This window comes from Chitinilyticum aquatile DSM 21506, from assembly GCF_000430805.1.
Taxonomy (GTDB): Bacteria; Pseudomonadota; Gammaproteobacteria; order Burkholderiales; family Chitinibacteraceae; genus Chitinilyticum; species Chitinilyticum aquatile.
The window spans coordinates 1-25,208 of sequence record NZ_AUMS01000020.1 but is presented as its reverse complement, the minus strand read 5'-3'; the positions used below and the strand labels follow the sequence as shown (position 1 = coordinate 25,208).

The following is a 25,208-nucleotide window of genomic DNA, read 5'->3' as shown; positions in this document are numbered from 1 at the left end:
TCATTTAATCCAATAGCCACGTGCCGCATATTTAAAGCCCCACCCTATCAGCTTTCCATCCACTGAAGCTATCCGGGAATTCGTGATAAACCAAAATACTCCATCTTTACTGCGGTTATCGACTTCGGGCAGATTGCAATTCTTGTTTTTTAGCTCATTGCGCGCAGCGCGAATAACATCGTCTACTCGCCGCTGATGCTCTGCATCTCGAGGATTCGTTGAGCCACGACCAGCCATTGATGGTAATGAATTATTCCGATCATGCCCTGTTCTCTTGATTGACTGGCTTGAACTACCGGTCGGCCTTGGGGCGCTAGAATGCGGATCTGCACTAATTCCAAGCTTCAATAAGAGCTGATCCGCTTTATCTTCCCAGCCTGACATGTGATTAAATTTGTTTTGCTTTATCCCTACAACGCCAAGCGGCATCAGTTTCTTCAAATCATCGTTTAAATGAAGATACGCAGATTCAATACGATATGGCAACGTGTCATGATGATAAACGTAACATGCATTGCCGGTTCCAGAGAATTCAACAAAAACATAGTCTGCTATTCGCATCATGAATGCATTGTCATATGGTCTTCCACCTCGCAGTTTTGCGAACCGACCTTTGTTCTTCTCTCTGAATTCTATGAAATCAGCACTTTTATCATAGAATGCATCGTCACCAAGTACGAGTCTAGTGAACGCCATTTGATTCACAAATCGTAGCCAATAATTGAGTCGGCGTTGATCTACACCGTCTTCACCTTGAAGCAGCTTGAAGAAATGTTCAAGATCATCTTTGGCAAACCAGCGTAAAACCATCTTGAGCACATCTTCATTTACATGCTGTAGCCACAAGTTCTTTCTAAGTCCAATCTGTGGACTACCCCATCGCTCAAGGGCAATGTCTTTTAGTTTGTAGTGAATCGTGTCGTGAGAATCACTGACTGAATAACGTGCAAGGATCACAGAAAGAATAAGATCTCCGTGCAATACAAAAATATCAATAAGTCCGATTAGCTTATCGATCCGACCATAGAATTCAGAATCCCCCATTCTTTCAAGACTGCTAGCCATGTCATCAAATAGAGAAGACCAGAGCCAGCTACTTTCTGGTATTTGCAGTGTGGCTTTGAGTTCTGATAGTTCAGATAAGTCACCATCCAATATTCTTTTGGCCAAATGTAATGATGGGGTGTCAGAAAAAACTGACACATGACGTTTGACAATCGAAATCCATTTCTTGGCGATGGTTTGCGATGACTCGATCTGTTTGAAGCCGGAAAATATCAATCCACGAAGAGCGATCCATGCTGGGTTGTCTTTACGCCGTTCATCGCAGAATCCAAAATAGGATGCAACCAGTCCAAACCATGTTTTCCGGCGTAAATCGGCTTTTCTTATCTCGTCAACGTAGTGAACTCTGACCTTTTCAAATAGGTCAGTACGTTGCAATATACATTTTCCATCGATCACTGCGTCAGTCAGGCCGTAGCTGATCAGGCGCCAGTCGCGCATACTCATCGATTCGCCTGCAATCAGCTTGCGAATTGCTGCACGCCTTTGATCTAATGGAGGAATGGGAGGTGCGCCAAAATCAAAACGTTGATTGACATCATGGCTAGCCTGTTCCAGCCCAGTGAATTTTCTCAATGGCGATATATCGCGCTGTGTAGAAAACCCATGCCTGATCAAGATAGAAGCCAGCTTTTCTTCAAGGTTGCGTAATGAATGACTCATGGCATGCTCAATTCAACTTGCATAGCTCGGGCTTGGTAATCTTGAACTCTGGCTGCCCTTCCCCCTTACCGGTTTGTTCTTTCAAGCCGTAAAATTGCATGCGGAGTTCAACACGGCGACTTGCTTCTTTACTCTCCTTGGCATTATTGAATGAAACGCCACCCGCCAAGAAAAGATCACGAACAAGTTTCTGCTGCCTAGCGTCCAGATTCATCTCCTGCACTCTTCGCTCATCCAGAAGGCTGCACATCACCCATTCAGAGCGTTGCAGGCTCAAATGTAGGTTATAGAGGTAGGAGCCATCGGTATCAGTAAAGCCTTCAATCAAAATTTGTTTAAACCACTTTTTCCCTTCCGGACTCTCGGCTGCCTCCAATACCAATGGAACAATATCACGCAATGCGGCAACACCTTCAGGTCCGAGTCGATAGTCGTCGTATCCAAAACGGCCGGCTTCGCCAAAGTTGATGCGATTTTCCTGGCAGTTAACATTTATATTTCGATTTTGTTGTGCCGCCTTGAGCTTCAAATCAGCGCACAAGTTTTTAATTTCTGCAGCCCGATCCTTCTCACCTTTGGTTTCAATTGCAATTTGTTGTGTAACCATCAGCAGCGATGCCACCATCACCACCAGAAACAAGACCATCAATGCAGTCATCAGATCAGCGTATGAGATCCAAAACGGTTTTTCGCCTTCATCTTTGTTGCGCGGCTTTTTGGGAGGGAGTCCAAGCATGACTTACTCCTTATCACTTGACCAGGCGCTTGCCCAGCACTTCCGCGATGGATTCGACACTGTCGTTCAATTCTTCTACTCCACCCGCAAGCGCTTTTACGGCTTTATCCAGCTCGGCGTCCATGCTTCCAAGAGATTGATTCAGACTCTTCACTACTCCATCACCGAATGTATTGAAGCTCTTGCTCAGGATACCTTCGGCCTTATCAAGGAATTCCGAAGACTCTCTGTTTACCCGCTGCATGCTTTCAAAAATGGTCTGCAGTTCAGCCTGCATTTGGTTGCGCGATTGCGCATCAAGACGACTCTGTGCGATTACGGTTTCCAAGGTGGCCATCATCTTTTGTACGGCTTCGCGCTGATTCCGATATTCAGCAATCTGCTCGCTGAGGCCTTGAATGGCTGAACTCACGCCTTGAGCACCTTGTTGCATCTTGTCAGCTGCGGCACCACTTGCTTCACTCATCCGCTGCGCAGCAGAGGCTGCAGCGCCAAATACTTCCGCCGCGGTACGCATCTTGTCAGCACCAGCCTTCATGCCTTCGAGGCTACTTGCCGTGGCTTGTGCCAACTGCTCGATCGTTGTCTGACTTTGGCTATGCTGCGTATCCATCGCAGCAAGCAAGCCATCAATTCGCTGACCAAAGCTCTCCAACATGGCGATGCTTTCATTGCGCAACTGTTCTTGGGCAGCATGTGCTGTTTGGTCCATACCATCACGGCTCTGCTCCAAGGTCTGCATGACTCCTTGTAACTGAGAACCCAGCGTGTCCACTGTGGCGGCCATTTTGGTCATGGTTTCTTGGTGTGCAGATCCAACCGAACTCTTCAACCCATCAACAAATTGATGGAATTGTTCCGCCATTTGTTGCTGCCTTGTTTCGTTTTCCGCGAATAATTTGCGCATTTGTTCTGCCATTTCTGCACCGGCACTCGCGCCTTGTTCACCTATCCCGCTTACAGCCTTTTGCAAACTAGCAATCATTTCATTCATGCTGGCTTGCATGACACTCTGACTGCTTTGCATATCTGCCAAGGTCTTGGCGAGTTCCTCGCGCACTTGGCGACTTCCCTCTGTGCTAGCATTCTGCATTTGATCAATCAGTCCGTTGAATGATTGCTGCATCTGCTGCATCGACTGCACGCTTTGCTGCATCATCCCCTGCATTCCACTGAATTGCTGACCAAAGGTTGATTCGAGTTTCTGCATGAACGTAACGAGCACATCCTGCAACAGGCTATGCACACGTTCGCTTTGATCACCGCTGGCAGCTTGTACTGAGTCAGCGATTTTGGTGAGAGGATCTTTGAAGCTGTGCTCAATACTTTGGCTGATCGTTGCCGCCATGTTTTGACCGGATTCACGATAGACCGAGCCAAGTGAATCAGCAAGCCGCATGTTTTCTCGTACTTGACTATCAACAATGTTCTGGAGCATCTCTCGGAGATCAGTCACCAGGCTGTCTTTGAGCATTTTTGCTTGTTTTGCGCTTTCCTCACTGCTGCGGACCAGAGAAGCCAGATATTCCTCGCCGACTCCTGAGTCGAATAGATGGTCAATAGCTTCTGTAAGCTCTTCGAGTTTTGCATAACAAATCCGAAGATTTTTCTTTTCGGAGTTTGTTACATACATTGCCATTGCAATGGCAAGGAATGACGCCAGAAATGCATCCCTGACACCGCCGAGAAGCAATGTAACGCTCCCCTGGATTTTCGTTGGGTCAGTTGGATCAAATGCGGAAAGCCCTACCAACAAACCAAGAAAAGTACCAACAATACCAATGCCCGTTAAGATACCTGGCAGATGCTTGAAATATTCCGTACGCAGTGGCGTATCAATGATGTTGCTTTCTGCAAAATAGAATGATGCGGGCACCGTTGAACGGGTGCGTATAACACGATATTCACCCTCTACATCTTGCATCTGATCGTGAAGCGTTTCCTGATATTCACTCCACGTATGCTGAAGGGAAGTAGTCGAGAAAATCTTGGCTAACTCGCTCTTGCGTGCACCCGATGGCAAAGCAGAAACCTTGTTGATTTCGATGGTCAATTCGGCAAGCATCCTCTGCATCTTTTTTGCAGGGAAACGATATTCCTTCAAGTATCTCAGCAAAAAGCAAACGAGTAGTATGCACACCAGAAGAGGCACAGCCAATTGTACATAGGGGACAACGTGCGCGGGGATCGACACGAAAAGGAAATCAATATTCTTTTCCACAAGAACTCCAAAATTCAATTACAATTACAGAATTCAGTCAGGTTTGAATCTGGCAAATTGTCGTAAAGCGATAGGCCTATAAATAACCTTGTCATGGATGAGTGTAAGGATGCATATTTTTTTAATGCTCATCCAAGAAGCAGTTTCAATCTAAATTTGGTTGAAAGAGCCAGATTTTCGTACGTGATTTTTAGGCTTACTCGCATAGCAATTTACGGATGTTAACATTACCTGGGGTCTCTACTTGCCGGTTCGCTTCAATAAGTCAGGGCATTCGGCACACGCTCAGCACCATCATATCAATGCTTTAACATCATCATTTTGATCCTCTGGACCGTATCTAGGCAAGCATATTTTGTCAGACATGCAACATGTTGGGGTCATCAAACCGATCAATTCGTAAGGGTTTGAATAGTAAGGAAGTGCGTCACTCATGGTATCTGATCGGAATTAGTACCCCTATGCCACAAACAACCCTGTTCCAGCTATGAGGAGGTCTGCATGTACTTTGAAACTGAAAACCGGTGGTACAGCATCGAGATTGCCCAAGACCTCTTCGATCTGATCGTTGTGAGGCGCTGGGGGGGACGCCACAACAGGATTCATGGCGAACTTCGACAAGCTGTTCTGTCACAGCATGAAGCGACATCTCTGGCTGAGAAGTACTGCATGCAACGCATGCGCCGCGGATACGCGCTAACAACGACGTAATCCGTACGCAGGCACATCTTCCTCCGCCACAAATCATCAGCTATTCTCTGCGCCCCACTGGAATGACATAGGGAATCTAGCTATGGAACGCAATCAATTCGGATATTTCGCTGGCCAATTGAAGCTTCTCGGCGAAGGAGGCATTGATCATCCTTACTTTACTTTAGGCAGAGATCGCGACTATGAGCTGCGCTATATCCCTTTCGAATACGTCAACCAATACGCCCAGTTAGTTATCGTTGGTATAACACCGGGAAATAATCAACTATCTCTCGCCTATTCGAAGGCACAACAATTAATCCAGCAGAATCGCTCAGAAGACGAAATTCTGAGAGAGATCAAAATGGCGGCAGCCTTTGGTGGTTCCGTAATGCGGCCAAATTTGTTGAAACTGTTGCGTCACTTTAGATTCGACCGTTTACTCGGCATCAACGATGTTGAAACGCTGTGGGGTGTAAATGCGCACTTACTAGATTCTACATCGGTAATTCCGCATGTCACCTTCAAAGCAGGGAAAATGTTCGCTGGAAGCTTCAATGAAATATTGGGTTCGCCATTACTCTCGGAGTGCTTTCTTGATTGCTTTGTTCCTTCGGTTTGCGAGATGCCGAAGGAAGCTATGTTTGTAGGACTTGGCCCATGTCCACAAGCCGCGTTGGAATGGTGCGTAAACGAAGGGATGCTCCAGCAGAAACAAGTTTTAGGAGCTTTCTGTCATCCATCCAGCGCTGGTGGTAGTACGACCCGCTACTATCTGCGGGAAATCAAGCGGTCTGATTTAGCAGCAGGGAACCCAGTTATTCATCGTTGTGACTGGCTTGATGCAGCATATTCTCAGATGAAACATTCTACAGATGAATTACATGCTCGTTTGGCGCTCGCGGAAAAAGAACAAACCCCTTCACCAGTCTCCTCCAGAGCTCCTTTTTTTCCAACACAACAGCCTGCAATAGATGCAGCCATGCCTTCTCCCGCTATCGGTACATCTATCCATGGCATCGAGCAGGAACACGATGCACTCATGATCAGTGAAGCTATAAAATATGGCTATACTCTTAAAAAGATGACCAAAAAGATTGTTGAATTTTCGTCACCTGCAGGCCAGATAATTTATCTGATCAGAACTAATTCAAGCATAAATAATATCAAGGCCATGGTTCATCCAGCATTTGAAAAATCAGAACTTAGCAAATTTGACGGAATTGAAAGCATCAGTGATGATTACCGTTATCACTCAAACATGACGGGTTTTCCAAAGAAAAAGCACAAGGGTGAAACTGAAACTGCGTATGGATGGCAGATAGAACTACGAAGTTTTAATGGCCTTGCTCAATTCCTTGCATCGTTTAAGCTAGCCACTCCATAATCATGTTGATGGTCCCGTCTTAATGACGGGACACCATAAAATTGCATACCAAAACCGATTATCACCCATAATCAATCGTGACTAGATAATGTCCAGCTTTAAACACCAACGCGCAACAGTAGTTTGAACGCTGTGCGTACTAATGCGATGGCGAATTCTCCTTAAGCCTTCTCCATACCTTGTCTCAAGACCATAAAAAGACTATATTAAGTCTTACTCGAGACTGGAGCACCGCCATGCGCTTCTCATCACAAGTCAAGCCGATCAGCTATCTCAAAGCCAACGCAGCCGAGGTTCTGACTCACCTCGCGGAGCAGCGCGAACCGATGGTCATCACCCAAAACGGTGAAGCTAAGGCTGTGCTGCAGGACGTCGCTTCGTTCGAAGAGACGCAGGCAACACTGGCCTTGCTAAAAATTCTCGCGTTGAGTAATCAGGATGTGGTCGCAGGCAAGGTCAAGCCTGTGGCTGACGTCGTTGCACGCCTCCGAGCCAAGCGAGCCTCAGTCTGATGGCAGACACATCCGCCAAGTTTGAGGTCCTGCTCACTGAGGGTGCGGAGCAGGACTTGGAGGCCATCCACGACTACATCTCCGAGTTCGACTGTGTGGGCAACGCCAACTATGTATTGAATGAGTTGATGGACGTTGTGGATAGTCTCTCGAAATCTCCGGAACGCGGCAGCTATCCAAAGGAACTGGTCGGCCTTGGGATTAAAGAATACCGCCAGACCTTCTTCAAACCCTATCGCGTGGTCTACCGTGTCATAGGTAACCAGGTCATTATTTACCTGATTGCAGACGGACGTCGTGACACGCAATCGGCTCTCGCTCGCCGCCTGTTAGGCGCTTGACCCGCAGCAACACGCGGCAGTGCTCATAAGCTCGGAAGGCCAGCCAGCGATCCAGTTGTGCCTTCGGTTTCGACGTTGCAGTGAAGTTGCTCGCTAGAGTGTTAAAGCCTTTTGCATTCCTTAATTGCTAAGATCTGAGGGCTTGGTTCAGCGCTTTGGCCCAGCACAGGTATTCGTCATGGTCGTGTCACCGGAAAATCAATGGTCAAGTTGTGCCTGGATTACGGACTCCATGAACTGTACTTCTACGGGTAGGCACAGGTGGTGGTCTATCCAAATCAAAAGGATACGCGCAATAGTTCAGCGTCGATTAAGGCCTCCTGTCGGGCATTGTACGCCCCCAGACGGTGTCACGAGGTTGTTGTGGTTCAATGATTTCGGACACCAACTTAGGTCCTTGTTTGCCAAAGCACAAGATCTAGCTTCTTCTCATCTGACGTTCCCGTATTGGGATAGGCACGGTTAAATTCTTGAACAAGGTACTTCCCGGTGCTGGTCTGAAGATATGAAGCAAACATGTGTTCAAGCTCCGCATGAAGCTTGCAGATCTTTGGGCCACGATCTAGTACGTTCGGAGAAGGCAAACGCAACCCCAGGTTTTTTAGTACGACCGAATCTATAACAGGCTTCGAGGTCTGCAATGTAGCAATGAGCTTGCTTGCGAAAGATGCTTCATATCGACCAGTTGCCTCTAGTAGCAGATCTAGAACCTCTTGAAATTGAAGTTGTTCGCGCTTGGCCTGGGCCATAAGGCTATAAAATGTGTTTTGCCACGCAGGCCCGCGACGCACACGATAGAAATGGTTGTAGCGTCTCCGAAATTCAACATCTTCAAAGAATGGGTCAATGCTGACCCTGGCCTGAAGCCACAAATATTGCTTCAGGCCAGCTTCGATTTTCGGAAGTGCGGCGTCAATCTGCGCGGTAGAAAGTTGTATATGCATTGGGTATGGAGCCTAACGAGAAATATGCACCTGCACAGATTCATATGGGTTGAATATGAATCACTGCATGCTACGCGCATTTTTTATAAATTTTCAAACATGTCACGTTACCTATGCCTGAACGAACACCGTTTGATTGAGCCGCCGCGCCATGCGTACTCAATATGCTTCTACATTTCCATTATGAGTAGCGAAGGGCCGGAGGATGCTCAGCTCACCTGCAAACTGAGGGGGTGCCTAGTGGTGCACCAACAGTACCTTCTTCATTTCAGGAAGTTCGGGGATAGCTAAGTGCGATAGTGTGCATCATCCACGCCAGCATGCTGTCCTGTGGCTGTGTTCATATCTCTGCAATAAGGTATGCTTGGCGTAAGCCAATCGTATCGATGCCATGAGCGCAGTATGTCCGCATCATTAACCCCCAAATGCCTGATTTTTGATCTGGAAACCGTTCCACAAACTGGGAGCGAAGAGGAAAAAATCATCAAGATCGGCGCATTCCGTCCGGACACCCTGCAAGACCTAGAACTTAAGACAAATAAAGAGAACTTACTTCCAGCGCTCTCCGAGCTGGATAGCCTGTCCGAAGGAGCCAGTTTTGTCCTAGGACATAACATCCTGGCGCATGACCTGCCGATCCTGCAGCGGCAGAATCCGGATCTGAGACTTCTGCAACTTCCTGCCATCGATACGCTCCGTCTCTCACCACTCGCCTTTCCCCAAAATCCCTATCATCGACTGATCAAAAACTACAAGCTGATCAGAGATACCATCAACTCACCGCTCGCTGATTGCCGCGCCACCTATACGCTGTATCAGGATCAATGCCTGGCCTTTGACAAGCTGGCTGCACACGATACACACGAACTTCGGGTCTACCATGCTTTGATTGCCCCTATCCCGGGACCTGGGCTCGGTAATTACATGCTTTATCTCGCGGGCGAACCCGCCCCTGGGCTGACTGAATTGCGCAAACTCATTCCTGATCTGCTGCAGGAATCAGATCCAGCGGTTCGGCGCACTCTAAAGGTCTGTGTCACTCGGCTGCAGCAACTACTCGAGCAGGATCTGACCAACAAAGCGATGCATTGGCCGATCGCCTATACCCTGGCCTGGCTACGTGTGTCCGGTGGCAATTCGGTATTGGCTCCCTGGGTGCGCCATCAGTTCCCGGCCGTCGCCAAGCTGATCCATGAGTTGCGTGACGTCCCCTGTGGCAGTTCGGAATGCTCCTATTGCCGGTCAATCCATGACCCTCGTCATGAGCTCAAGCGCTATTTCGGCTTTGATCATTTCCGTAGTGAACCCCGCAACACCCAAGGCGGTAGCCTCCAGGAGGATATTGTGCTGGCCGGGATGCAGGGCAAACATGTGCTTGCGATTCTGGCCACAGGCGGCGGCAAATCACTCTGCTATCAGTTGCCAGCGCTGAATCGCTATTACCGGAACGGTGGTCTGACCATCATCATCTCGCCCCTGCAATCCTTGATGAAGGATCAGGTTGATGGCTTGCTCAAACGAAACGTGCACAGCGCGGCTGCTCTCAATGGGCTGCTTACTATGCCGGAGCGGGCAAATGTGCTGGAAAAGATCCAGATGGGTGACATCGGCATTTTGCTGGTGTCACCTGAACAGTTCCGGAACAAGGCTTTTCGTAATGCGATCGAACACCGGCAAATCAATGCCTGGATCTTCGACGAAGCGCACTGCCTCTCCAAGTGGGGCCATGACTTCCGCCCAGACTATCTGTACGCCGCACGTTTTATTCGCGAATTTACCAGTCATGGCGATTTGGCTCCGATCGGCTGCTTCACGGCGACCGCCAAACTGGAAGTGCTGGATGACATTCGTGACCACTTCAAGCGTGAACTCGACGTGCAATTCGCAGAGTTCTTCGGTGGTCATGAACGAACCAACCTGGATTTCAGCGTGATTCAGGTCCATCGATCCGAGAAATGGTCAGCAACCCACCGTTTGCTGACTGACTCTCTGGAGCATGCCCCAGGCGGTGCCGTGGTGTTTGTCGCTCGCCGCAAATCCGCCGAAGAACTGGCGGAGTTCCTCAAGTCGCAACGCTGGGCTTGCGAACATTTTCATGCGGGGCTCAAGCCCGAGCATAAGAAGGAAATCCAGGAAGCCTTCATCGCCGGCGCCTTGCGCGTGATTGTCGCAACCAATGCCTTTGGCATGGGCGTCGACAAGCCGGATATCCGATTGGTGATTCACGCAGAGATACCTGGCTCCCTCGAAAACTACCTGCAAGAGGCGGGTCGCGCTGGACGTGATCAGCATCAAGCAGAATGTGTACTGCTGTATGACCCGGATGACATCGAAACCCAGTTCGGCATCACTGAACGCTCGAAGCTCAGCAAAACCGATATTGACCAGATTCTCAAAAAACTGCGGAATTCCGCCAAACGGGTCAAGGATGGAAAGGTCATCATTACCGCTGGCGAAATTCTGAGCGATCAGTATGTGCATACCAGTTTTGAAGCCGATGATCGCGACGCCGAGACCAAAGTTGCAACGGCGATTGCCTGGCTCGAACGTGGGCATTTTCTGGAGCGAAACGAAAACCACACGCAAGTTTTCCCCGCCAAACTTCGCTTTACCAGCATGGAAGAGGCGCAAGCGCGCCTTGCCAAGGCCGATTTGTCAGATCGACGACGGCAGGAATACTCCTCGGTGCTATCCATTCTCTATGCAGCCGAGGCAGACGAACGCGTCACCACAGATCAGTTGATGCAGCATACCGGCCTGACCCAGGACGAGGTAACCGCAACGCTTCGTCAGTTGGAAGAGCTGGAATTGCTGGTGAACGATACACAAATTACCTTGTACGTTCATGCAGGCATTGCGAATGGATCGCTGCAACGGCTCGAACGTTCCATCAAGCTCGAGAAAGCGCTTTTCAGTTTGCTGCGTGAGTATGCTGCCGATGCCGATCTTGGTGAGTGGCAAGTCTTGAATATTCCGGAATTGACCACTCGCCTGCGGGAAGAGACACAAGAAGAAGTCATCCCACTGCATGTGTCTCGATTGCTCAATGCCTTGTCCTCAGACTCGGATGACTCTGGAAAATATCGCGGTAGCTTTGAACTCAAAGGGTACGCGCAAGACTCAGTCAAAATCCGTATCAAGGGCATGCGCACTTGGTCAGATATTGAAGAAATGGGCGAAAAACGCCGCCTGCTCGCTCTGAAAGTATTGGACTACTTACTCAAGTGTGTCGAAGGCCAACGTGGCAAGGATCTCTTGGTCGAGACCACGCTGGGTAGCTTGGTCGGAATTATCGAATCTGATCTCGAATTGTCGACCATCGTACGGCCAGATAGGCGCCAACCCGCCATACAACATGTACTGCTCTACCTGCATCAAGAAGAAGTACTGGCATTGAATCATGGGATGACCGTGATGCGGCGGGCGATGACCATTCAGGTCAATGACGAACAAAACCGGCGTTATCAGAAGGATGATTATGACCCCCTCGCCGAGCACTACAGCGAGCGGCGGATCCAAGTGCATGTCATGCGCGAATATGCAGAGATTGCACTTAAGGAGATGGCCGATGCGCTCCGGTTGGTCATGCACTATTTCACCTTACCGAAGCGAGATTTCCTGAAGCGGTACTTCTCAAGCAAGAAGGAAGTACTAGGCCTTGCGACCAGTGAGTCTTCCTGGCGCAAGATCATTGACCCGCTCAATGAGCAACAACGCGCCATCGTCACGGATGAAGAGGATCATAATCAGCTGGTTCTGGCTGGTCCCGGCTCAGGCAAAACCCGAGTCATTGTCCATCGGGTCGCATACTTGCTGCGCGTCAGACGCATTCCAGCGCAAAGCGTGATTGTGCTTACCTTCAACCGCCATGCCGCCAATGAAATACGCAAACGCTTGTACGCTCTTGTGGGAGCGGATGCATTTGGATTGACTGTCCTGACCTATCATGCAATGGCCATGCGCTTGATGGGCGTGAGCTTCAAAACCAAAGACCGCGTGGATGAGAACGAACTGGCTCAAGTTATTCAGCAGGCAGTTGCCTTGCTCGAAGGTTCACGTGAGGCGATGGGCGAAGATGAACTCAGGGATCGTTTGCTGCAGGGTTATCAGTACATCCTGGTGGATGAATATCAGGATATCGACGATTGGCAATACCGGCTGGTGTCGGCATTGGCAGGACGGAATCAGGATCCGGAAAACAAGTTGACCATCCTGGCGGTCGGCGATGATGACCAGAATGTGTATGCATGGCGCAATACCAGCAATCGCTACATTGAGCAGTTCCAGCAAGACTATCAGGCCAGGACTGCATTTTTGGTCAGCAACTATCGTTCGACACGGCACATCATTGCCGCTGCCAACATTGTTATTTCTCACTGCCATGCCCGTTTGAAAGCTGAGCGCCCGATATGCATCGACCCTCTGCGCCAAGCCACGCCACTCGGGGGACGTTGGCAGTCACTCGATGGTGAACGACAGGGGAAGTTGCTGCTACTTCAGTTACCTTCGGATGATCTGGGTAGTGGCAATGTGCAATGCCAGGCAGTGATGAACGAGCTAAACAGACTGCTGCAACTGGATCCGGGAAGTAGTTGGACAGATGGTGCCGTTCTCGCACGTACGCATGAGTACCTCCATCCTTTCCAAGCCTGGTGTGAACATCACGGGATTCCCTATGTGCTGGCCGCCGACAAGAACAACCAGCTACCCATTACACGGCAGCGTGGCTTTGTTCTTGCAGTGGATCGACTCCGCGCACTGGCTCAACAGGACATAGCAACCACCGATGCCATCCGAGTGATGAAGGATGGCAGCGATGATCCTGAGTGGCTTACATTCTTCGACTCAGCAGCAGAACAACTCAAGGCTGAATTTGGTGACTGTACTCTGGCGATACCTCTGCTCGTGAATTGGCTCTATGACTATGCTCGGGAATGCAGACACTCAGGGAAACGAGGTCTCTATCTGGGGACAGTCCATTCAGCGAAGGGCCTCGAATTCAAGCATGTCGCTATGCTGGATGGCGCCTGGAATGAGGCATCGGATGAGGAACGACGGCTGTTCTATGTGGGAATGACCCGAGCAATGGAGACGTTAACGCTATGCCAGTTTGAACAGCATCGGCACCCTTTCATCAAAGCGCTGAATGGGTACGAAATGCTCGTTCGTCCTCAAGCCTTTACTCCCCTCCCCCAGCTCAATCTGCGCTATCACCAGCTTAGCCTGAAAGAAATTGATCTTGGATTCGCGGGTCGACACCATTCCGCCGATGCGATCCATCAGCACTTGAGTGGCTTGCGCGTTGGGGATCGCTTGACACTGCAGACCGAGACCAGTGGCCGCTGCCTGTTCATCAACCAACAGGGGGTTGTTGTTGGCCGAAGTTCGAAGGCATTTAAGCTACCTGAGCATCTGCATGAGAGTGAAGTTGCTGCGATTCTGCTGCGAGATAAGGTTGATCAGGAAGACCAGTATCAATCGAGTTGCAAAGTTGAGCGTTGGGGAGTCATAGTGCCGCGCGTGATTTCCATGGACATTCAAGCAACAGTATAGAACTCTTGCTGGCCTGTTACTTCGATGACCTGCAGCAGCCGTCTAGTCGCTTCTGCCTCTTTGTCCGTGCACTGCCTGAGCATGCCGTGGACCATGCTCGGATCATCCTTGGCAATATCGACAATGCGCAGCATCTCAGCGGTAGCCAGTGCATCAAAGTCGGAGCGTGCATCGGCGGCATAGTGCTGTGCAAACGCGGGTTTCCGCTCCATGAGCTGGCCCACAAAACGCGTGTACCAGAACTGCCCCGGGCTCGTTAACAGCAACATGTGCCCGTGCCGGAACTGTAGACAACCTTGTGTGGCTTCATACTGAACACGCAACTTACCATCGCCGAGCTTGGCTAATGCACGGTTAATGAATTCCAGCTCGCGGAAAAATGCAGCCATGAAGGTAGGACTCTTCGGATTAAACATATCTTCCCCTTAGGATCGGCGCCCGGCCAGAAGGCCAATCACGCGAGCGGCAACACCTTCATCAGCCAATCCAGAATTGACTGTCTCCGCACTCACCACAGAGGCACCCGCGATAGGGGGCTCAGCAGATGTGCACAGATGATGGTTTTGCCAAGGTTTCCAGAATAGTTAATGGTTACGATACGCATTTCATTTATCCTCGGTTGGTTTTTTCAAAAGTTTGTTTGGACCGCTATACACACTAAGGTCGATTTTTTTCCCAAATCGAATTTGATCTGGCGTTGTTATCTCTCCCGTCCACAACCCTGCAGCTATCAATCTTTCCTTCGCTTCTGGCGTTATATGGCTCAACCCTCCTGTTGATTGATGGTGTTTCAATTCTTCCGATGGAACTTGGGCAATATCATCCTTAACAATGACACCATCGTTCATTACTGCAATCTCATCCGAATTTACTTGAACATTGTGCAGGACGGCTTTGGCAATTTTCTCTGGTTGAAGAGCCTCCTCTTTGCGAATTCGTTTTATGTATGTATCGAAAACAGAAGGAGTCATTTTCATTTCCTTCTCACGATTCAATACTTCAAGAACCTCCTCGCGGGTCATCCGTAAAAGTAGGCCTTTAACTTCAGGCCAGATGGCACGGAACAGCTTCATCTTCTTCTTGGTTTTATGAATCATGTCGCAAAAATCCTTTCGATCATGTCTTCCGTGAGTATTTGATATGTTTGTCCCATGTTTGTCCCTCTTCGACAAGAATTTTCACTATAGGGTTGGGCATTTTGTCCCGTGTTTGTCCCGTGTTTGTCCCATTTTTGTATCATTCTTGACCCGTATTTGTCCCATTTGACCCGCCACGCAGCATTGCCATCCTGATTTGTCCCTTCTTTGTCCCTCTTTTGTCCCATGCTCCCTTGACCCGCCCTCGGCCGTGCGCTTCAAATACGAGCCGACTCACCCCCTTCCGAGCAGAACGCATTAGAAGTACACTGAGACCCCCAATTATCACCAGCAGCTTCGAAGTAATGACACCGCCCGTTTCGCGCAACGCTAACCGTATCGAGCTACTGCAACCGCCACTTCGCCCTGTGCACTTCAGCGAAGACCGGCCACGAGTTCACCAGCTGCCGCATATTTCGGAAGCCTTCGCTCTTGGCTATCGCCTCATGCGCATGCAGGAAGGCCTGGATAGAATTGATGCCCTGCTGGACCGAATCAGCGAGCTACTCAAACAGTCCCAGCCAATTAAGAAGCCAGGGGCGTTACTGATCAATTTCGATGTCGTCGAAGATTCAGATGGACGCTTGATGCGGCCTTACCCTTATGTCGTGATCAGTAGAACAAAGACATGGAATCCATGGAAGCGACTACCTGTTGCCAATTTAGCCCGCCGCCCCAAAACGTCTGGTGACTTCACGCACAACCTTTACGCGACCAAATTACTCATCCATCATGCGCACAAACTTCTATCGAAACGTGCAATGTATATGGATGCAATCGACCGCTTCAAAAAAGCAATCAGTGGCATCGAGAAAAACCTGGACACGATTGAGGCAGATACCCTCGCGACCTTTAAGGAGGTCGAGACCTTTATTGAGCCAATTCCACCTTCACCGCCTCGGGCTCCTCGCACCCGCCGCTGATTCGCACCACAGGCCGCCACGAATTAGGCGGCTTTCTTTTCAAAGCAGAATCCTTTTCTGATTGGCTTTCTCCATCCCCGCTCGCTTGCTCGAGCGAAGCTCTCCCGCGCTCGCTCCTTCACAGCATCCTGATCTTGTAGCTGCCCTAGACCACACTGGGAGCCTTTTGCAGCCCAGCGCCCAGCATCCTTCATGGGCAGTGCACGACCCAGCCCCGCGCCTTAGCCGGCAGGCCGGCTGCGTCACTGCGACATCCAAACCTGAACTTGCCCAGGTGCACCCTAGCCAGCCGCAGTCGTGCCGCCACCCGTTATGAATGGTGGAAACCGGAACCGGCCAACCGGCAGTGTCGGCCTTTGCGGCCGGCAACCGGCGCATTCCAGCGCGACCTTTGGCACGGCTCAGGTCGGGAACAAGCCCTCCCATCGCCGTGTGAGCCTAGGCTTAGATCTTTTCGAAAAGGCGGTGTGTGTGTGTGGTGAACCGGATTTTGACCAATCAGAAAAAGAGACTGGCCGGCTGCGCCGCCTGCAGTGGCTGCGATTACAGGCATCCGCACAGCAAATCCGAGGCAATGTTAACCACACTTGGAGATCTGTCATGCTGCAACGTCTGTCTGTTCTGTTTGTTGTTCTGGTACATGCCGCTGCCTGGCTGCGCGCATTCGGTGTAGCCGTACTGAGTGACCCACTGGACGCCTGGTTGAGTCGGCGTGCCTTCGACAAAGGCTATGAAGCGCCAAACCAGCCGGCACCACACTGGCTGGCCAGCGCGCCGATGCTGCTGTCGTATCTGGACGGCCAACGTGCCCGTGAACGGGATGACGAGGAGTTTCGGCAGCACCAGCGGCTGATGAAATACCTGCCCGCCATGCTGCTCTCGACTTACCGAAACGGGGAAGACATCGTGTTCCTCAACCACCAGTTCCACACTCACAACTGTGATGCACTGATTATCGGGCCTTCCGGAAAACCGTGTTCCCTTGGTCCGGTTGCTACATTGAACGAGCGCATCTGCCGAGATGTCATCGAGCAACTGTCTTCCGGCCACAAACTGGGCTTTGCGCGCTAAGCTGTCCCCCCGATACCCGTTCCCATGTGGAGCGGGCATTTTCTTTTGCACACGTGTGTCTAAAAGTTACACGTTTACCTGTGGTGTCTCGCAGCCATCGCTCTCGTCCTGTGAGTCTTAAAGTTACAACGGTACTGTCGGCAATCGTCTGTACCTAAAAGTTACACCACCTCGGTTTAGAAGGTCGCGCACCACCAAACTCCGTGCAATGCCAACCCATGGAGACATCATGCAAGACCTCAACACCCTTGACCTGACAGGCCCAGCTCTGGACTGGGTTATAGCCAACCTTCTCACTCGTCAAGCCGTCTACCGGTTGCACCAAAACAGTATCGGCGCATCGGTGTATCGCACCGAAGGACTGCACCAGGCCGGCATCAGCTTCGCCCCCGGCAACCCGGGTGTGACGTATGCCAAAGATGTCTGGCCGATTCTGACCAACCCTGCATCGTGAGCATCGATCGCAGTGAATGCACCGGCATCTGGACGGTGATCGCACGGGAAGCCGAAGCACTCTGGTCCGCCAGCAGTCTGATCCTGAATGAGGCCATTTGCCGTGCCTTTGCCTGCGCCAAGCTGGGCAGCATTGCATCCATACCGGATGATCTGCTCGCCGCCTGCGCGCGCTAAGCAATCCATGCCGATCCTGATTTCAGGGTCGGCTTTTCTTTTGGCCGGTGTACCTAAAAGTTACATGTCGAACCTCCATGGCCACAATGAAAAACACCACCAGACAAGCTGGTGGTGTTCAGGTTGTACTGCCAAATCTCACCAACGAGTTTCAATCGGGCAAGAACTCAGCATTCATCACTTCTTCAAATGTCCACGGGCATTGCTCGGAGAACATATTTTCACTAAGGCCAGTTTCACGTTCTGCCATGGTTTTTGCCACGTCATACGCGTCAGTCATTATTTCGTCCAAGCTAGATTTCAAACTTGGACTCTTGCGTAGGCGGATAATGATCCGCTTACGTTGTTCCTGAATGGTCAACCTCCAGCTTGAGCCGCGCCGACTTGGTTGGAATTGCCATTTCAACAAGTGTTGCAATAACACCTCAAGACGTGATTCCAACTCGTGTCGCTCGCTATTTCCCACGCTTTCAATCTCCTCAATCAGGTGTTCCAGGTCTACTTCGTCCAGACGGCCAGAGCGCAGCAGGTTTACCTGCTCCAGTGTCCATCCGTAGAAGTCCTGCTCATAACGAATGCTCATTGCTGCTCCTTTATCTGCACTTCGTCTTTCCATGGGTTTCCCCGTTTGTGGCACTCAGCCTGTCGCTTGCCAAGACGACTCAAGACTCATTAAACCGCCGTCCCTCCAAACTGGCTGTTCCACCCATTTCGGTGTGAGGGCTGTCTACCCGGGGATTCCCACCCCAAGCACTACGCATGACGCTGCGCTGCGATATGCACCAGAACCAGGCTGCACTAGCCATTCCTAACCGGTTCAAATTCATCATACCTGATCCGTGCCAGTCGACGAAGACACCCAACACAGGTGGACTGCCAGCATCTGTACCTAAAAGTTACACCTCGGCATTACCTCCCCGCGCACCGGTAATCCATCCGCAACGCCAACCAATCACTGCGCCTGTTGCGGCGCTACGGAGAAAATCATGTCGTATTCCACCGCTCTGCAAATTTCCACTGAAGATGTTCTGTCGGTACTGAGGTCCCATCCGGTTAACCTTGGCAAGTTTGAGCCGTCGCTGTTCAGCCTCTCCATCGTGGAGCTTGCCGAGCAGATCTTCGCCGGTCTGGATGTCGACGCCATCGCCAGGGCCACGCTGAAGGTCTGCGGCGCCGAAGCGGAGCTGCTGGATTTGCAAACGGCTGAAGTGCATCGGCGGATAGCGCAAAAGCTGGCGGCCGACGGCATCATCGAGTGGATCGGCGATGAGGTGTCGCTGGCCTTCAACATCGAGCTGTCCCGCACTCGCATCGTGTCCGATCTGCTGGGCCAGTTCATGGATAGCGATCACATGCCGTGCATGGAAAGCGAACTGGCTGCACACTGCTTCGAGTCCCTGCTGCTGAGCCTGCACCACAATCGCGTGATCCAGAGCGAGAAGGGATTGCACCAGGCCATTTCGGCATCGGTGCACGCGGTCGCGATGAACCTGAACGACGGTGTTCGCGTGTTCACGCACGAAACCATCGCTTGGGATCAGTTCAAGTCCTTCCTGGCACATGCCAGAGAAGAGGACGCCACCGGCGGTATTGTGGCCTATCGCTGGGAAGCCACAGCAGACCAGACGTCCACGGAACCGGTGCTGCGTCGCATCGATCGCGACGATGACATGTTGAGCCGTCTGGTTGATATGAAGCAGTTCAGTCTGCTGATGATCGACAGCGGTAATTCGGCTGGCGATTCGTGGAAGTACATCTTCCATCCAACGCTGGGCCTGGGCATCTACGTCCAGGAATAAGCAATCCTAACCTGCGCCGGTTTCAGCTTTTTCTGAGCCGGCGTTTTTCATGCGCGCTTGCCGCGTGCGTCGTGAGCGCTTTGGTGTACCTAAAAGTTACACCGCGACAGCTGCGGCATTAGAGCGTCACGCACGAAAAGTATTCCCGCAACGTCCTAACAACTGCGCCACGCTGCGGCGCATCGGAGAACCTTATGAACATCGCAGAGTTTGTCGAAAACAATGTCGCCCTGCACGGCCTCGCCGTCATCGCCGTATTCGGAGACCAGAACAATCCACCGTTCGCATACACCATCGGTCTGGCGCAGCGTGGCCAACCGGATCTGCTCATCATTGGCGTGGGGCAGGAGGCAGCACACTTCTTCCTCAACGAAGTGGCCCGGCGCATGCAGGCTGGCGAATCGTTCCCTGATTGCGAGCCGATTGCGGAGCTGGCCAACCTGCCGTGCGCGCTGCGCGACATCCCGACGGCGGCAGCCATCGAGCGGCATGCCATTCAGGCCAACTATTATTACGCCGACAAAGGCATCACGGACTATCGCTTCCGGCAACTGGTGATTTCCGATCGCGCAGGGCTTCTGCCCTGGGAAGATGGATACGACCACGCCTATATGGATCCGCGGCAAGCTTGCCTCTGGCGCCAGGCTCACTAACCCCACCACCCGACTTGCCTTCTGGCCGGTCGGGTTTTTCATGCCCTATCACCACCCAATAATGTGCAATAATGCACATACCGAAAACCAGTGCAATCTAAATGGGCAAAAATGCACAATCCAACGCGCCCCCTCATGGACCAGATTTATACGCTTGCTGCCCGCCGCGGACTCAATAAATCGCAGCTGGCCGCCGCCGCCGGTATCGATCCATCCGTGATGGCTCGGTCGTATCGCCGCGAAGCGATCAGCCTGGACAATCTGGCTTCGCTGGCCAGCGTGGTCGGCCTGTCCATTGCCCTCACCGAAGCCCAATCGGAGCTCGCCCGCCAACTGGATGAGGGGAGCCTGTTCTAATGGATCAGTTCGGGGTGATCTGGACACAACTGGACGGCCAGCCGGTCAAGCTGGCCGATATGGTGCTCACCGATACCGAATTGCGTATCACCCGGCATCCGGAGGGGGATGGTTGCCCGGGCTTCAGCATGCTGCACGACTTGGCAGGCAAATCCGGGATGAGCTGGCCGCGCGCTCAGGGACAGGATCTGCCGCCGCAGCTGCAGGCTCTGCTGCCCCCGCAGGATCCGCACTCGCCAATGCGGCGTCTCATGTACCGCTTGCTGGATGACCGCAACCTTGAACGGCGCGGCCGGCAGCCGATCGAACAGGAGTGGCTCTTGCTAACCCAGTTCGGCGCCGGCGGCATCGGCCACCTGGATGTGTTTGCCGACGACCGTTGCGCACGCCACTACTACCAGCAAGGCGGATCCGTGGTACCGGAGCTGACGTCGGCCAGTGCACTCTGGGCGAGCTTGCGCGATGGCTTGGCCAATCAGCATGAGGCTGATGATGCGGCGGCCATTCTGGCGCACATGCAGGTTACCGGTGTGTCCGGCATGATTCCGAAGCTGTTCACCCACCTGGGCGATGATCATTCCCCGGTACTGGTGAAGGTCGAGCCGCCCGAGTATCCGCGCGTGCTGGCGATTGAGGCGCTGGCGTTATCGTTGCACCGGCAGGCCGGGCTGCCCGTTCCTGATTGGCAGTATCACGAGTTTCCGTATGGCGAAGAGCTACTGGCCGTGCTGGTGCTGGATCGCTTTGATCGCGACGGGCAAGGCCAGCCCATCCCACAGGAGTCGTTCTACACCTTGCTGCGCACCGGGAATCCGCGCAAATATCCGACCCGTACCGATGGAACAATGGAAACACTGTTCACGGTGGCCAGTACCCCCGGCCTGGTCGCCAATCCGCACGCGGTCAAACTCGGCATCTTCCAGCGCTTCGTCATGGCACTGGTGACCGGCAACGGTGATCTGCATTCGGACAACTTCGCGCTGATCGGCCGGGCGGGAGAGGCCACGCTGGCACCGGTCTTCGATCCGGCGCCCATGCGAGCGTACCGCCGCTTCAACAAGAACCACGACATTCTTTCGGCACTACCGTTCTCGGGCATCGGTGGCGTTGATGCCACCGACGGTGATGGCGGCCCTCTTCCCTATACTTCCTCGGGCAACATACCGCCCGATCTGCGCGCACGCGTGCTGCAGTTGGCCAAAGCAGGCGGCATCCGCACCAACGAGGCGAATGACTGGATTGATAACGCACTGACGGTCACGGCGGACTTTGCCGACCAGGCCTGCGAGCTGCTCGAACAGGCGCCGGAGGCAGACCGCAAGCTGAAGCGACCCGATGTGGACGGTTTCCGGGCCACGATTGCGGCCATGCGGGCGGCACTGGCGTAATGGTTGTGTCTAAAAGTTACAGGTATACAGCTGGCCGTGCAGCCGATGCGGTGTAACTTTTAGGTACACCGCTTGCCGCCATGTACTGCCGGATGACGCCAGTTGACACTCCATCCAAAATGGTTGTAATTTTGTATGGCGCTGGCACGCGCATGATACCGTCTTCCGAAGCTCCTCGAGCAGTGCTTTCACGATAATTTGGCCGATGCTTTCATCCTGGCCTAATGCGGTGGCGACGGTGACACTGCGTACTAGGCCGTTAGGATTGAACGCAATGAATACAGCCAGCATCCGTCCGTCCACCGTGGACGGCATCAAGCAGCTCGCCAAGAAAATCCGCCGCGAGCGCAACATCACCCACACCATCGCTCTTGATGAAGCCAGCCGCCAGGCCGGCTTTGAAAACTTCGTGCACGCGCGCCGCCAGCTTGAGCAACCACTTTACCCGGTCTATCTGACCGTCCACTGGACGCTCCCGCAATCCGAACCCGGCGAGCTGCGCGCCGGCCGCGAAATCTGGCGCATTGACCTCAACCGACCCCTTCCTGACATTATTGCCAAACATCGTGTCCGCGCTGCGCGGGGTCTTGCCGGCTTCCGCATGGAATACGAAGATCATCTGGAACACCGCACGGATACAAAGGGACAGGATCTGGCAAGACAGGTACTGTTGTCCGCGGCTCGCGCCCTGCGTTTCATTGAGGTCACCGGCTTGCAACCCGTTTCGACCCAGAAGCACCGTGATTGCCTTCGGCAATTAGCACGCGTCCCCGGGCGCGATCACCAGTCGCAATGGTTTGATCCACTCACCGGCGCCTGCCTGATGCTCGATGAGCCGTATGAAAATTTGGTGCGTCACGTAGCGGAAGATCGGCAGAGATGGCTCGATCACCATCAATTCAAGGAGGCTTCACTAGCATGGGAAGGCATTCACCGCCCCGGTGAGTGTTCTCCACGTATGCTTGGCGACGACGCCGATCTGTTGCAGCGTATCGCGGTAAGAGTGGCGAAGTTGAAGCCCATTTCCATGCCGGCGATTTGGCCACATGAGACCTCCCCCTATGGCGATGAGTTCACCAGTCCGAAACGCCAGGCTGATGCGAATCCACGCCGCCCGCGTCCTGGCCCGATCCAGCATCCGCGCAAACATACCGTGCCTTACGGTGGAGCCCCCGGCATCCCTTCTGAATGGCGCCCCAAAAAAGCCATGCCGTTTGAATTGCACCAACAGCTCGGTCCGCTCATGCACTCACTCAGCTCCGGATTCACTTCTCGAGTCACCACGAAGCTGAGGCGAGTCCATACCAAGCTGGAGGATTGGGTGATTCTAGAGCATAAACATGAGCACCCGGATGCAGTGTATGACGTGTATTTTGGCCCTCAAAAATCTTCTCTCTGCTCAACGGATAACGAGCGACTGGTGGCGCTTATCAAAGCCCGAACAATCGTTGTGCAAGGCTACGACAACTGCGTACCACGGCGCGAACTGCTTGCGGCCCTGGACGCCGGTATCGCTGAAGTCGAAAAGTACCTGTATCAAAATCAGTAATTGCGGAACGGCAAGACCACAGCCAGTTCGGGGGCACGAGCTGGCTGTTTTTGTTTTCATGTGCCGGTGTAACTTTTAGGTACAGCCCGTCGATGCCGTGGGCGGTTGTCGCTCAGGCCTTGGCCACGGGAATCTCATCCCATCGGGTTGTCCAGCACGGCGATACCAGGTTCTGTCGCATCTTCCAACTCTGATTGTTGCCGGTGCTGGCCACGCGCAACGTGCCACGCCCCCAGCGCCGGTTGATGGCATCCATGGTGTCATTGAGCAACGCCCGTTTCAGTGGATCGGCTTGCTCGGCAAACAGGTACCCCTGGATGCCGGTACGGGGCTGCAGATCCAGCAGCATCACACCCGCCTTGGCATAACTGAATCCGCGCCGGTAAATGCGCTTGAGCACCCACAGGGCCGCCCGCGTGAGCAGCAAGGTGTCATCACTGGCTTGTGAGAGCGGTACCGCAATATGCTTGCTGTATTGCGGATCATCCGGCCGGAACGGGTTGGTGCGGATGTAGACAGCCAGCCCGCCGGCAAGCGATTGCTGTTTGCGCAACTTTTCTGCGGCACGGGCCACATAGGTGCTCACGGCTTCGGCCAGTTCGCGGTACCGGCAAATCGGCTGGCCAAACGAGCGAGAGCAGAGGATCTGCTGCTTGTCCGGCGCATGATCTTCCAGGGCAAGGCAGGAGACGCCATTCAACTCCAGCACCGTGCGCTGCAGAACCACACTGTAGCGCTGCCGGATCTGTTCGGGATCCGCACGGGCCAGATCGGCTACACAGTGGATACCTTCGGAATTTAGCCGCTTGCTGATGCGCGGACCGACGCCCCAGACCTCGCCCACCTCAACATCCAATAGGTATTGCTGGCGAGAAGCCGGGCTGAGTACGTCCCAGTCACATACCCCGGCGAATACCGGACGTTTCTTGGCCAGGTGATTGGCAAACTTGGCCAGCGTTTTGGTTGGAGCGATGCCGACACAAACGGGTAATCTGGTCGCCTGCCGCACGGTATGCCGGATGGTCTGGCCAAGCACGGTGAAGTCCGGATACACGCTGGCCAGTCCCCCCAAGCCGAGGAAGCACTCATCAATCGAGTACACCTCCTGATCGGGGCTGAATTCCGCCAGCACCTGCATAACACGGTTGCTCATGTCGGCATACAGCGCATAGTTGCTGCTGAACGCCAGAATGCCGTATTGGTCTGCCATGTCGCGCAACTGATGCCACGGGTGCCCCATACGAACGCCAAGCGCTTTCACTTCATTGGAGCGCGCCACCACACAGCCATCGTTGTTCGACAGCACCACCACCGGCTTGCCTTCCAGCACCGGCTGGAACACCCGCTGGCAGCTCACATAGAAGTTGTTGACGTCGATGAGGGCAATCATCGTGGCTCCATGAACCAGGCCACAACAACCCCCCAGATGCTCAGCTCCTGCTCCTCGCACAGCACAATCGGCGGAAACGCCGGATTCTCGGCAATCAAGGCCAGGCGCTGCCCGCGTGCATACAGGCGCTTCACCGTGAAATCGTTATCGATGACCGCCACCACAATATCGTCATGCCGCGCCTCGCGGCGGCAATCCAC

The 25,208-nt window shown here is 52.7% G+C and carries 23 protein-coding genes; 14 read left to right on the top strand and 9 right to left on the bottom strand.

Going from position 1 to position 25,208, the window contains the following annotated elements; all coding sequences use genetic code 11:
- Genes zorC through zorA1 form a run of 3 tightly spaced genes read right to left on the bottom strand, consistent with a single transcriptional unit; the run spans position 1 to position 4,685 of the window.
- On the bottom strand, positions 1–1,728 hold the full coding sequence (gene zorC, locus H559_RS20325) for a type I Zorya anti-phage system protein ZorC (protein ID WP_081413051.1): 1,728 nt from the start codon (positions 1,726–1,728) through the stop codon (positions 1–3).
- Positions 1,729–1,735: 7 nt separating this feature from the next.
- Positions 1,736–2,464, bottom strand: coding sequence for a type I Zorya anti-phage system protein ZorB1 (gene zorB1 / locus H559_RS0112745; protein ID WP_028453006.1), 729 nt, complete (start codon positions 2,462–2,464; stop codon positions 1,736–1,738).
- Between the two features lie 13 nt (positions 2,465–2,477).
- The gene (zorA1, locus tag H559_RS0112740; RefSeq protein WP_051279429.1) at positions 2,478–4,685 is read right to left on the bottom strand and encodes a type I Zorya anti-phage system protein ZorA1; all 2,208 of its coding nucleotides are present in this window, start codon (positions 4,683–4,685) and stop codon (positions 2,478–2,480) included.
- Between the two features lie 501 nt (positions 4,686–5,186).
- On the opposite strand from zorA1, the gene H559_RS20320 reads away from it, so the two are divergent.
- The 4 genes from H559_RS20320 (at position 5,187) to H559_RS0112720 (ending at position 7,615) form a co-directional block, all read left to right on the top strand.
- Positions 5,187–5,396 carry a WGR domain-containing protein gene (locus tag H559_RS20320; protein WP_051279428.1) on the top strand — a complete coding sequence of 70 codons (210 nt, stop codon included), beginning with the start codon at positions 5,187–5,189 and terminating at the stop codon, positions 5,394–5,396.
- A gap of 82 nt (positions 5,397–5,478) precedes the next feature.
- Complete coding sequence (locus tag H559_RS20315) at positions 5,479–6,762, top strand: hypothetical protein (protein WP_034641269.1); 1,284 nt, start codon at positions 5,479–5,481, stop codon at positions 6,760–6,762.
- A gap of 236 nt (positions 6,763–6,998) precedes the next feature.
- Positions 6,999–7,274: a type II toxin-antitoxin system Phd/YefM family antitoxin gene (locus H559_RS0112725; RefSeq protein ID WP_028453004.1), complete on the top strand. Its 276-nt coding sequence runs from the start codon at positions 6,999–7,001 to the stop codon at positions 7,272–7,274.
- Positions 7,274–7,615 (top strand): type II toxin-antitoxin system RelE/ParE family toxin, encoded by a 342-nt coding sequence (locus tag H559_RS0112720; RefSeq protein ID WP_028453003.1) that lies wholly within the window; start codon positions 7,274–7,276, stop codon positions 7,613–7,615. Before H559_RS0112725 ends, H559_RS0112720 begins: the two co-directional genes overlap by 1 nt.
- A gap of 389 nt (positions 7,616–8,004) precedes the next feature.
- Here H559_RS0112720 and H559_RS0112715 read toward each other — a convergent pair whose 3' ends face one another.
- A complete protein-coding gene (locus tag H559_RS0112715) occupies positions 8,005–8,559 on the bottom strand; it encodes a hypothetical protein (RefSeq protein WP_028453002.1) in 555 nt (184 codons plus the stop codon).
- Positions 8,560–8,961: 402 nt separating this feature from the next.
- Here H559_RS0112715 and H559_RS23330 point away from each other — a divergent pair, with 402 nt between their 5' ends.
- Positions 8,962–14,112: a RecQ family ATP-dependent DNA helicase gene (locus H559_RS23330; RefSeq protein ID WP_028453000.1), complete on the top strand. Its 5,151-nt coding sequence runs from the start codon at positions 8,962–8,964 to the stop codon at positions 14,110–14,112.
- On the opposite strand, the gene H559_RS0112700 is transcribed toward H559_RS23330, so the two are convergent.
- Positions 14,097–14,528, bottom strand: a complete 432-nt coding sequence (locus H559_RS0112700) for a hypothetical protein (protein ID WP_028452999.1) — start codon at positions 14,526–14,528, stop codon at positions 14,097–14,099. The genes H559_RS23330 and H559_RS0112700 overlap by 16 nt on opposite strands.
- 189 nt (positions 14,529–14,717) lie before the next feature.
- On the bottom strand, positions 14,718–15,209 hold the full coding sequence (locus H559_RS0112695) for a hypothetical protein (protein WP_028452998.1): 492 nt from the start codon (positions 15,207–15,209) through the stop codon (positions 14,718–14,720).
- 344 nt (positions 15,210–15,553) lie between these two features.
- On the opposite strand from H559_RS0112695, the gene H559_RS20310 reads away from it, so the two are divergent.
- The 4 genes from H559_RS20310 to H559_RS0112675 all read left to right on the top strand — a co-directional run bounded on the left by H559_RS20310 (position 15,554) and on the right by H559_RS0112675 (position 17,872).
- Complete coding sequence (locus H559_RS20310) at positions 15,554–16,171, top strand: hypothetical protein (RefSeq protein ID WP_034641266.1); 618 nt, start codon at positions 15,554–15,556, stop codon at positions 16,169–16,171.
- A gap of 600 nt (positions 16,172–16,771) precedes the next feature.
- Positions 16,772–17,242 (top strand): hypothetical protein, encoded by a 471-nt coding sequence (locus H559_RS0112685; RefSeq protein WP_028452996.1) that lies wholly within the window; start codon positions 16,772–16,774, stop codon positions 17,240–17,242.
- A gap of 229 nt (positions 17,243–17,471) precedes the next feature.
- The gene (locus tag H559_RS22735) at positions 17,472–17,696 is read left to right on the top strand and encodes a hypothetical protein (RefSeq protein WP_155845416.1); all 225 of its coding nucleotides are present in this window, start codon (positions 17,472–17,474) and stop codon (positions 17,694–17,696) included.
- Positions 17,693–17,872: a hypothetical protein gene (locus H559_RS0112675; protein ID WP_028452995.1), complete on the top strand. Its 180-nt coding sequence runs from the start codon at positions 17,693–17,695 to the stop codon at positions 17,870–17,872. The genes H559_RS22735 and H559_RS0112675 overlap by 4 nt, the downstream gene beginning before the upstream one ends.
- Before the next feature lie 151 nt (positions 17,873–18,023).
- Here H559_RS0112675 and H559_RS0112670 read toward each other — a convergent pair whose 3' ends face one another.
- Positions 18,024–18,455 (bottom strand): DUF29 domain-containing protein, encoded by a 432-nt coding sequence (locus H559_RS0112670; protein WP_028452994.1) that lies wholly within the window; start codon positions 18,453–18,455, stop codon positions 18,024–18,026.
- Between the two features lie 403 nt (positions 18,456–18,858).
- On the opposite strand from H559_RS0112670, the gene H559_RS0112665 reads away from it, so the two are divergent.
- From H559_RS0112665 to H559_RS0112645, 5 genes are all read left to right on the top strand, one after another.
- Positions 18,859–19,671: a hypothetical protein gene (locus tag H559_RS0112665; protein WP_028452993.1), complete on the top strand. Its 813-nt coding sequence runs from the start codon at positions 18,859–18,861 to the stop codon at positions 19,669–19,671.
- 194 nt (positions 19,672–19,865) lie between these two features.
- Positions 19,866–20,324: a DUF4262 domain-containing protein gene (locus H559_RS21825; protein ID WP_051279426.1), complete on the top strand. Its 459-nt coding sequence runs from the start codon at positions 19,866–19,868 to the stop codon at positions 20,322–20,324.
- 135 nt (positions 20,325–20,459) lie between these two features.
- Positions 20,460–20,681, top strand: coding sequence for a helix-turn-helix domain-containing protein (locus tag H559_RS0112655; protein WP_028452992.1), 222 nt, complete (start codon positions 20,460–20,462; stop codon positions 20,679–20,681).
- Positions 20,681–22,069, top strand: coding sequence for a HipA domain-containing protein (locus H559_RS0112650; RefSeq protein ID WP_028452991.1), 1,389 nt, complete (start codon positions 20,681–20,683; stop codon positions 22,067–22,069). Before H559_RS0112655 ends, H559_RS0112650 begins: the two co-directional genes overlap by 1 nt.
- 274 nt (positions 22,070–22,343) lie before the next feature.
- On the top strand, positions 22,344–23,618 hold the full coding sequence (locus H559_RS0112645; protein WP_028452990.1) for a DUF5623 domain-containing protein: 1,275 nt from the start codon (positions 22,344–22,346) through the stop codon (positions 23,616–23,618).
- A 112-nt stretch (positions 23,619–23,730) separates the two neighbouring features.
- Here the strand turns inward: H559_RS0112645 and H559_RS0112640 are convergent, their stop codons facing one another.
- Both H559_RS0112640 and H559_RS0112635 read right to left on the bottom strand, forming a co-directional pair.
- Entirely contained in the window at positions 23,731–25,008 is a 1,278-nt protein-coding gene (locus H559_RS0112640) for a Y-family DNA polymerase (RefSeq protein ID WP_034641262.1), read from the bottom strand.
- A partial coding sequence (locus H559_RS0112635) for a LexA family protein (RefSeq protein ID WP_028452282.1) occupies positions 25,005–25,208 on the bottom strand: 204 nt, incomplete at its 5' end. The genes H559_RS0112640 and H559_RS0112635, both read right to left, overlap by 4 nt.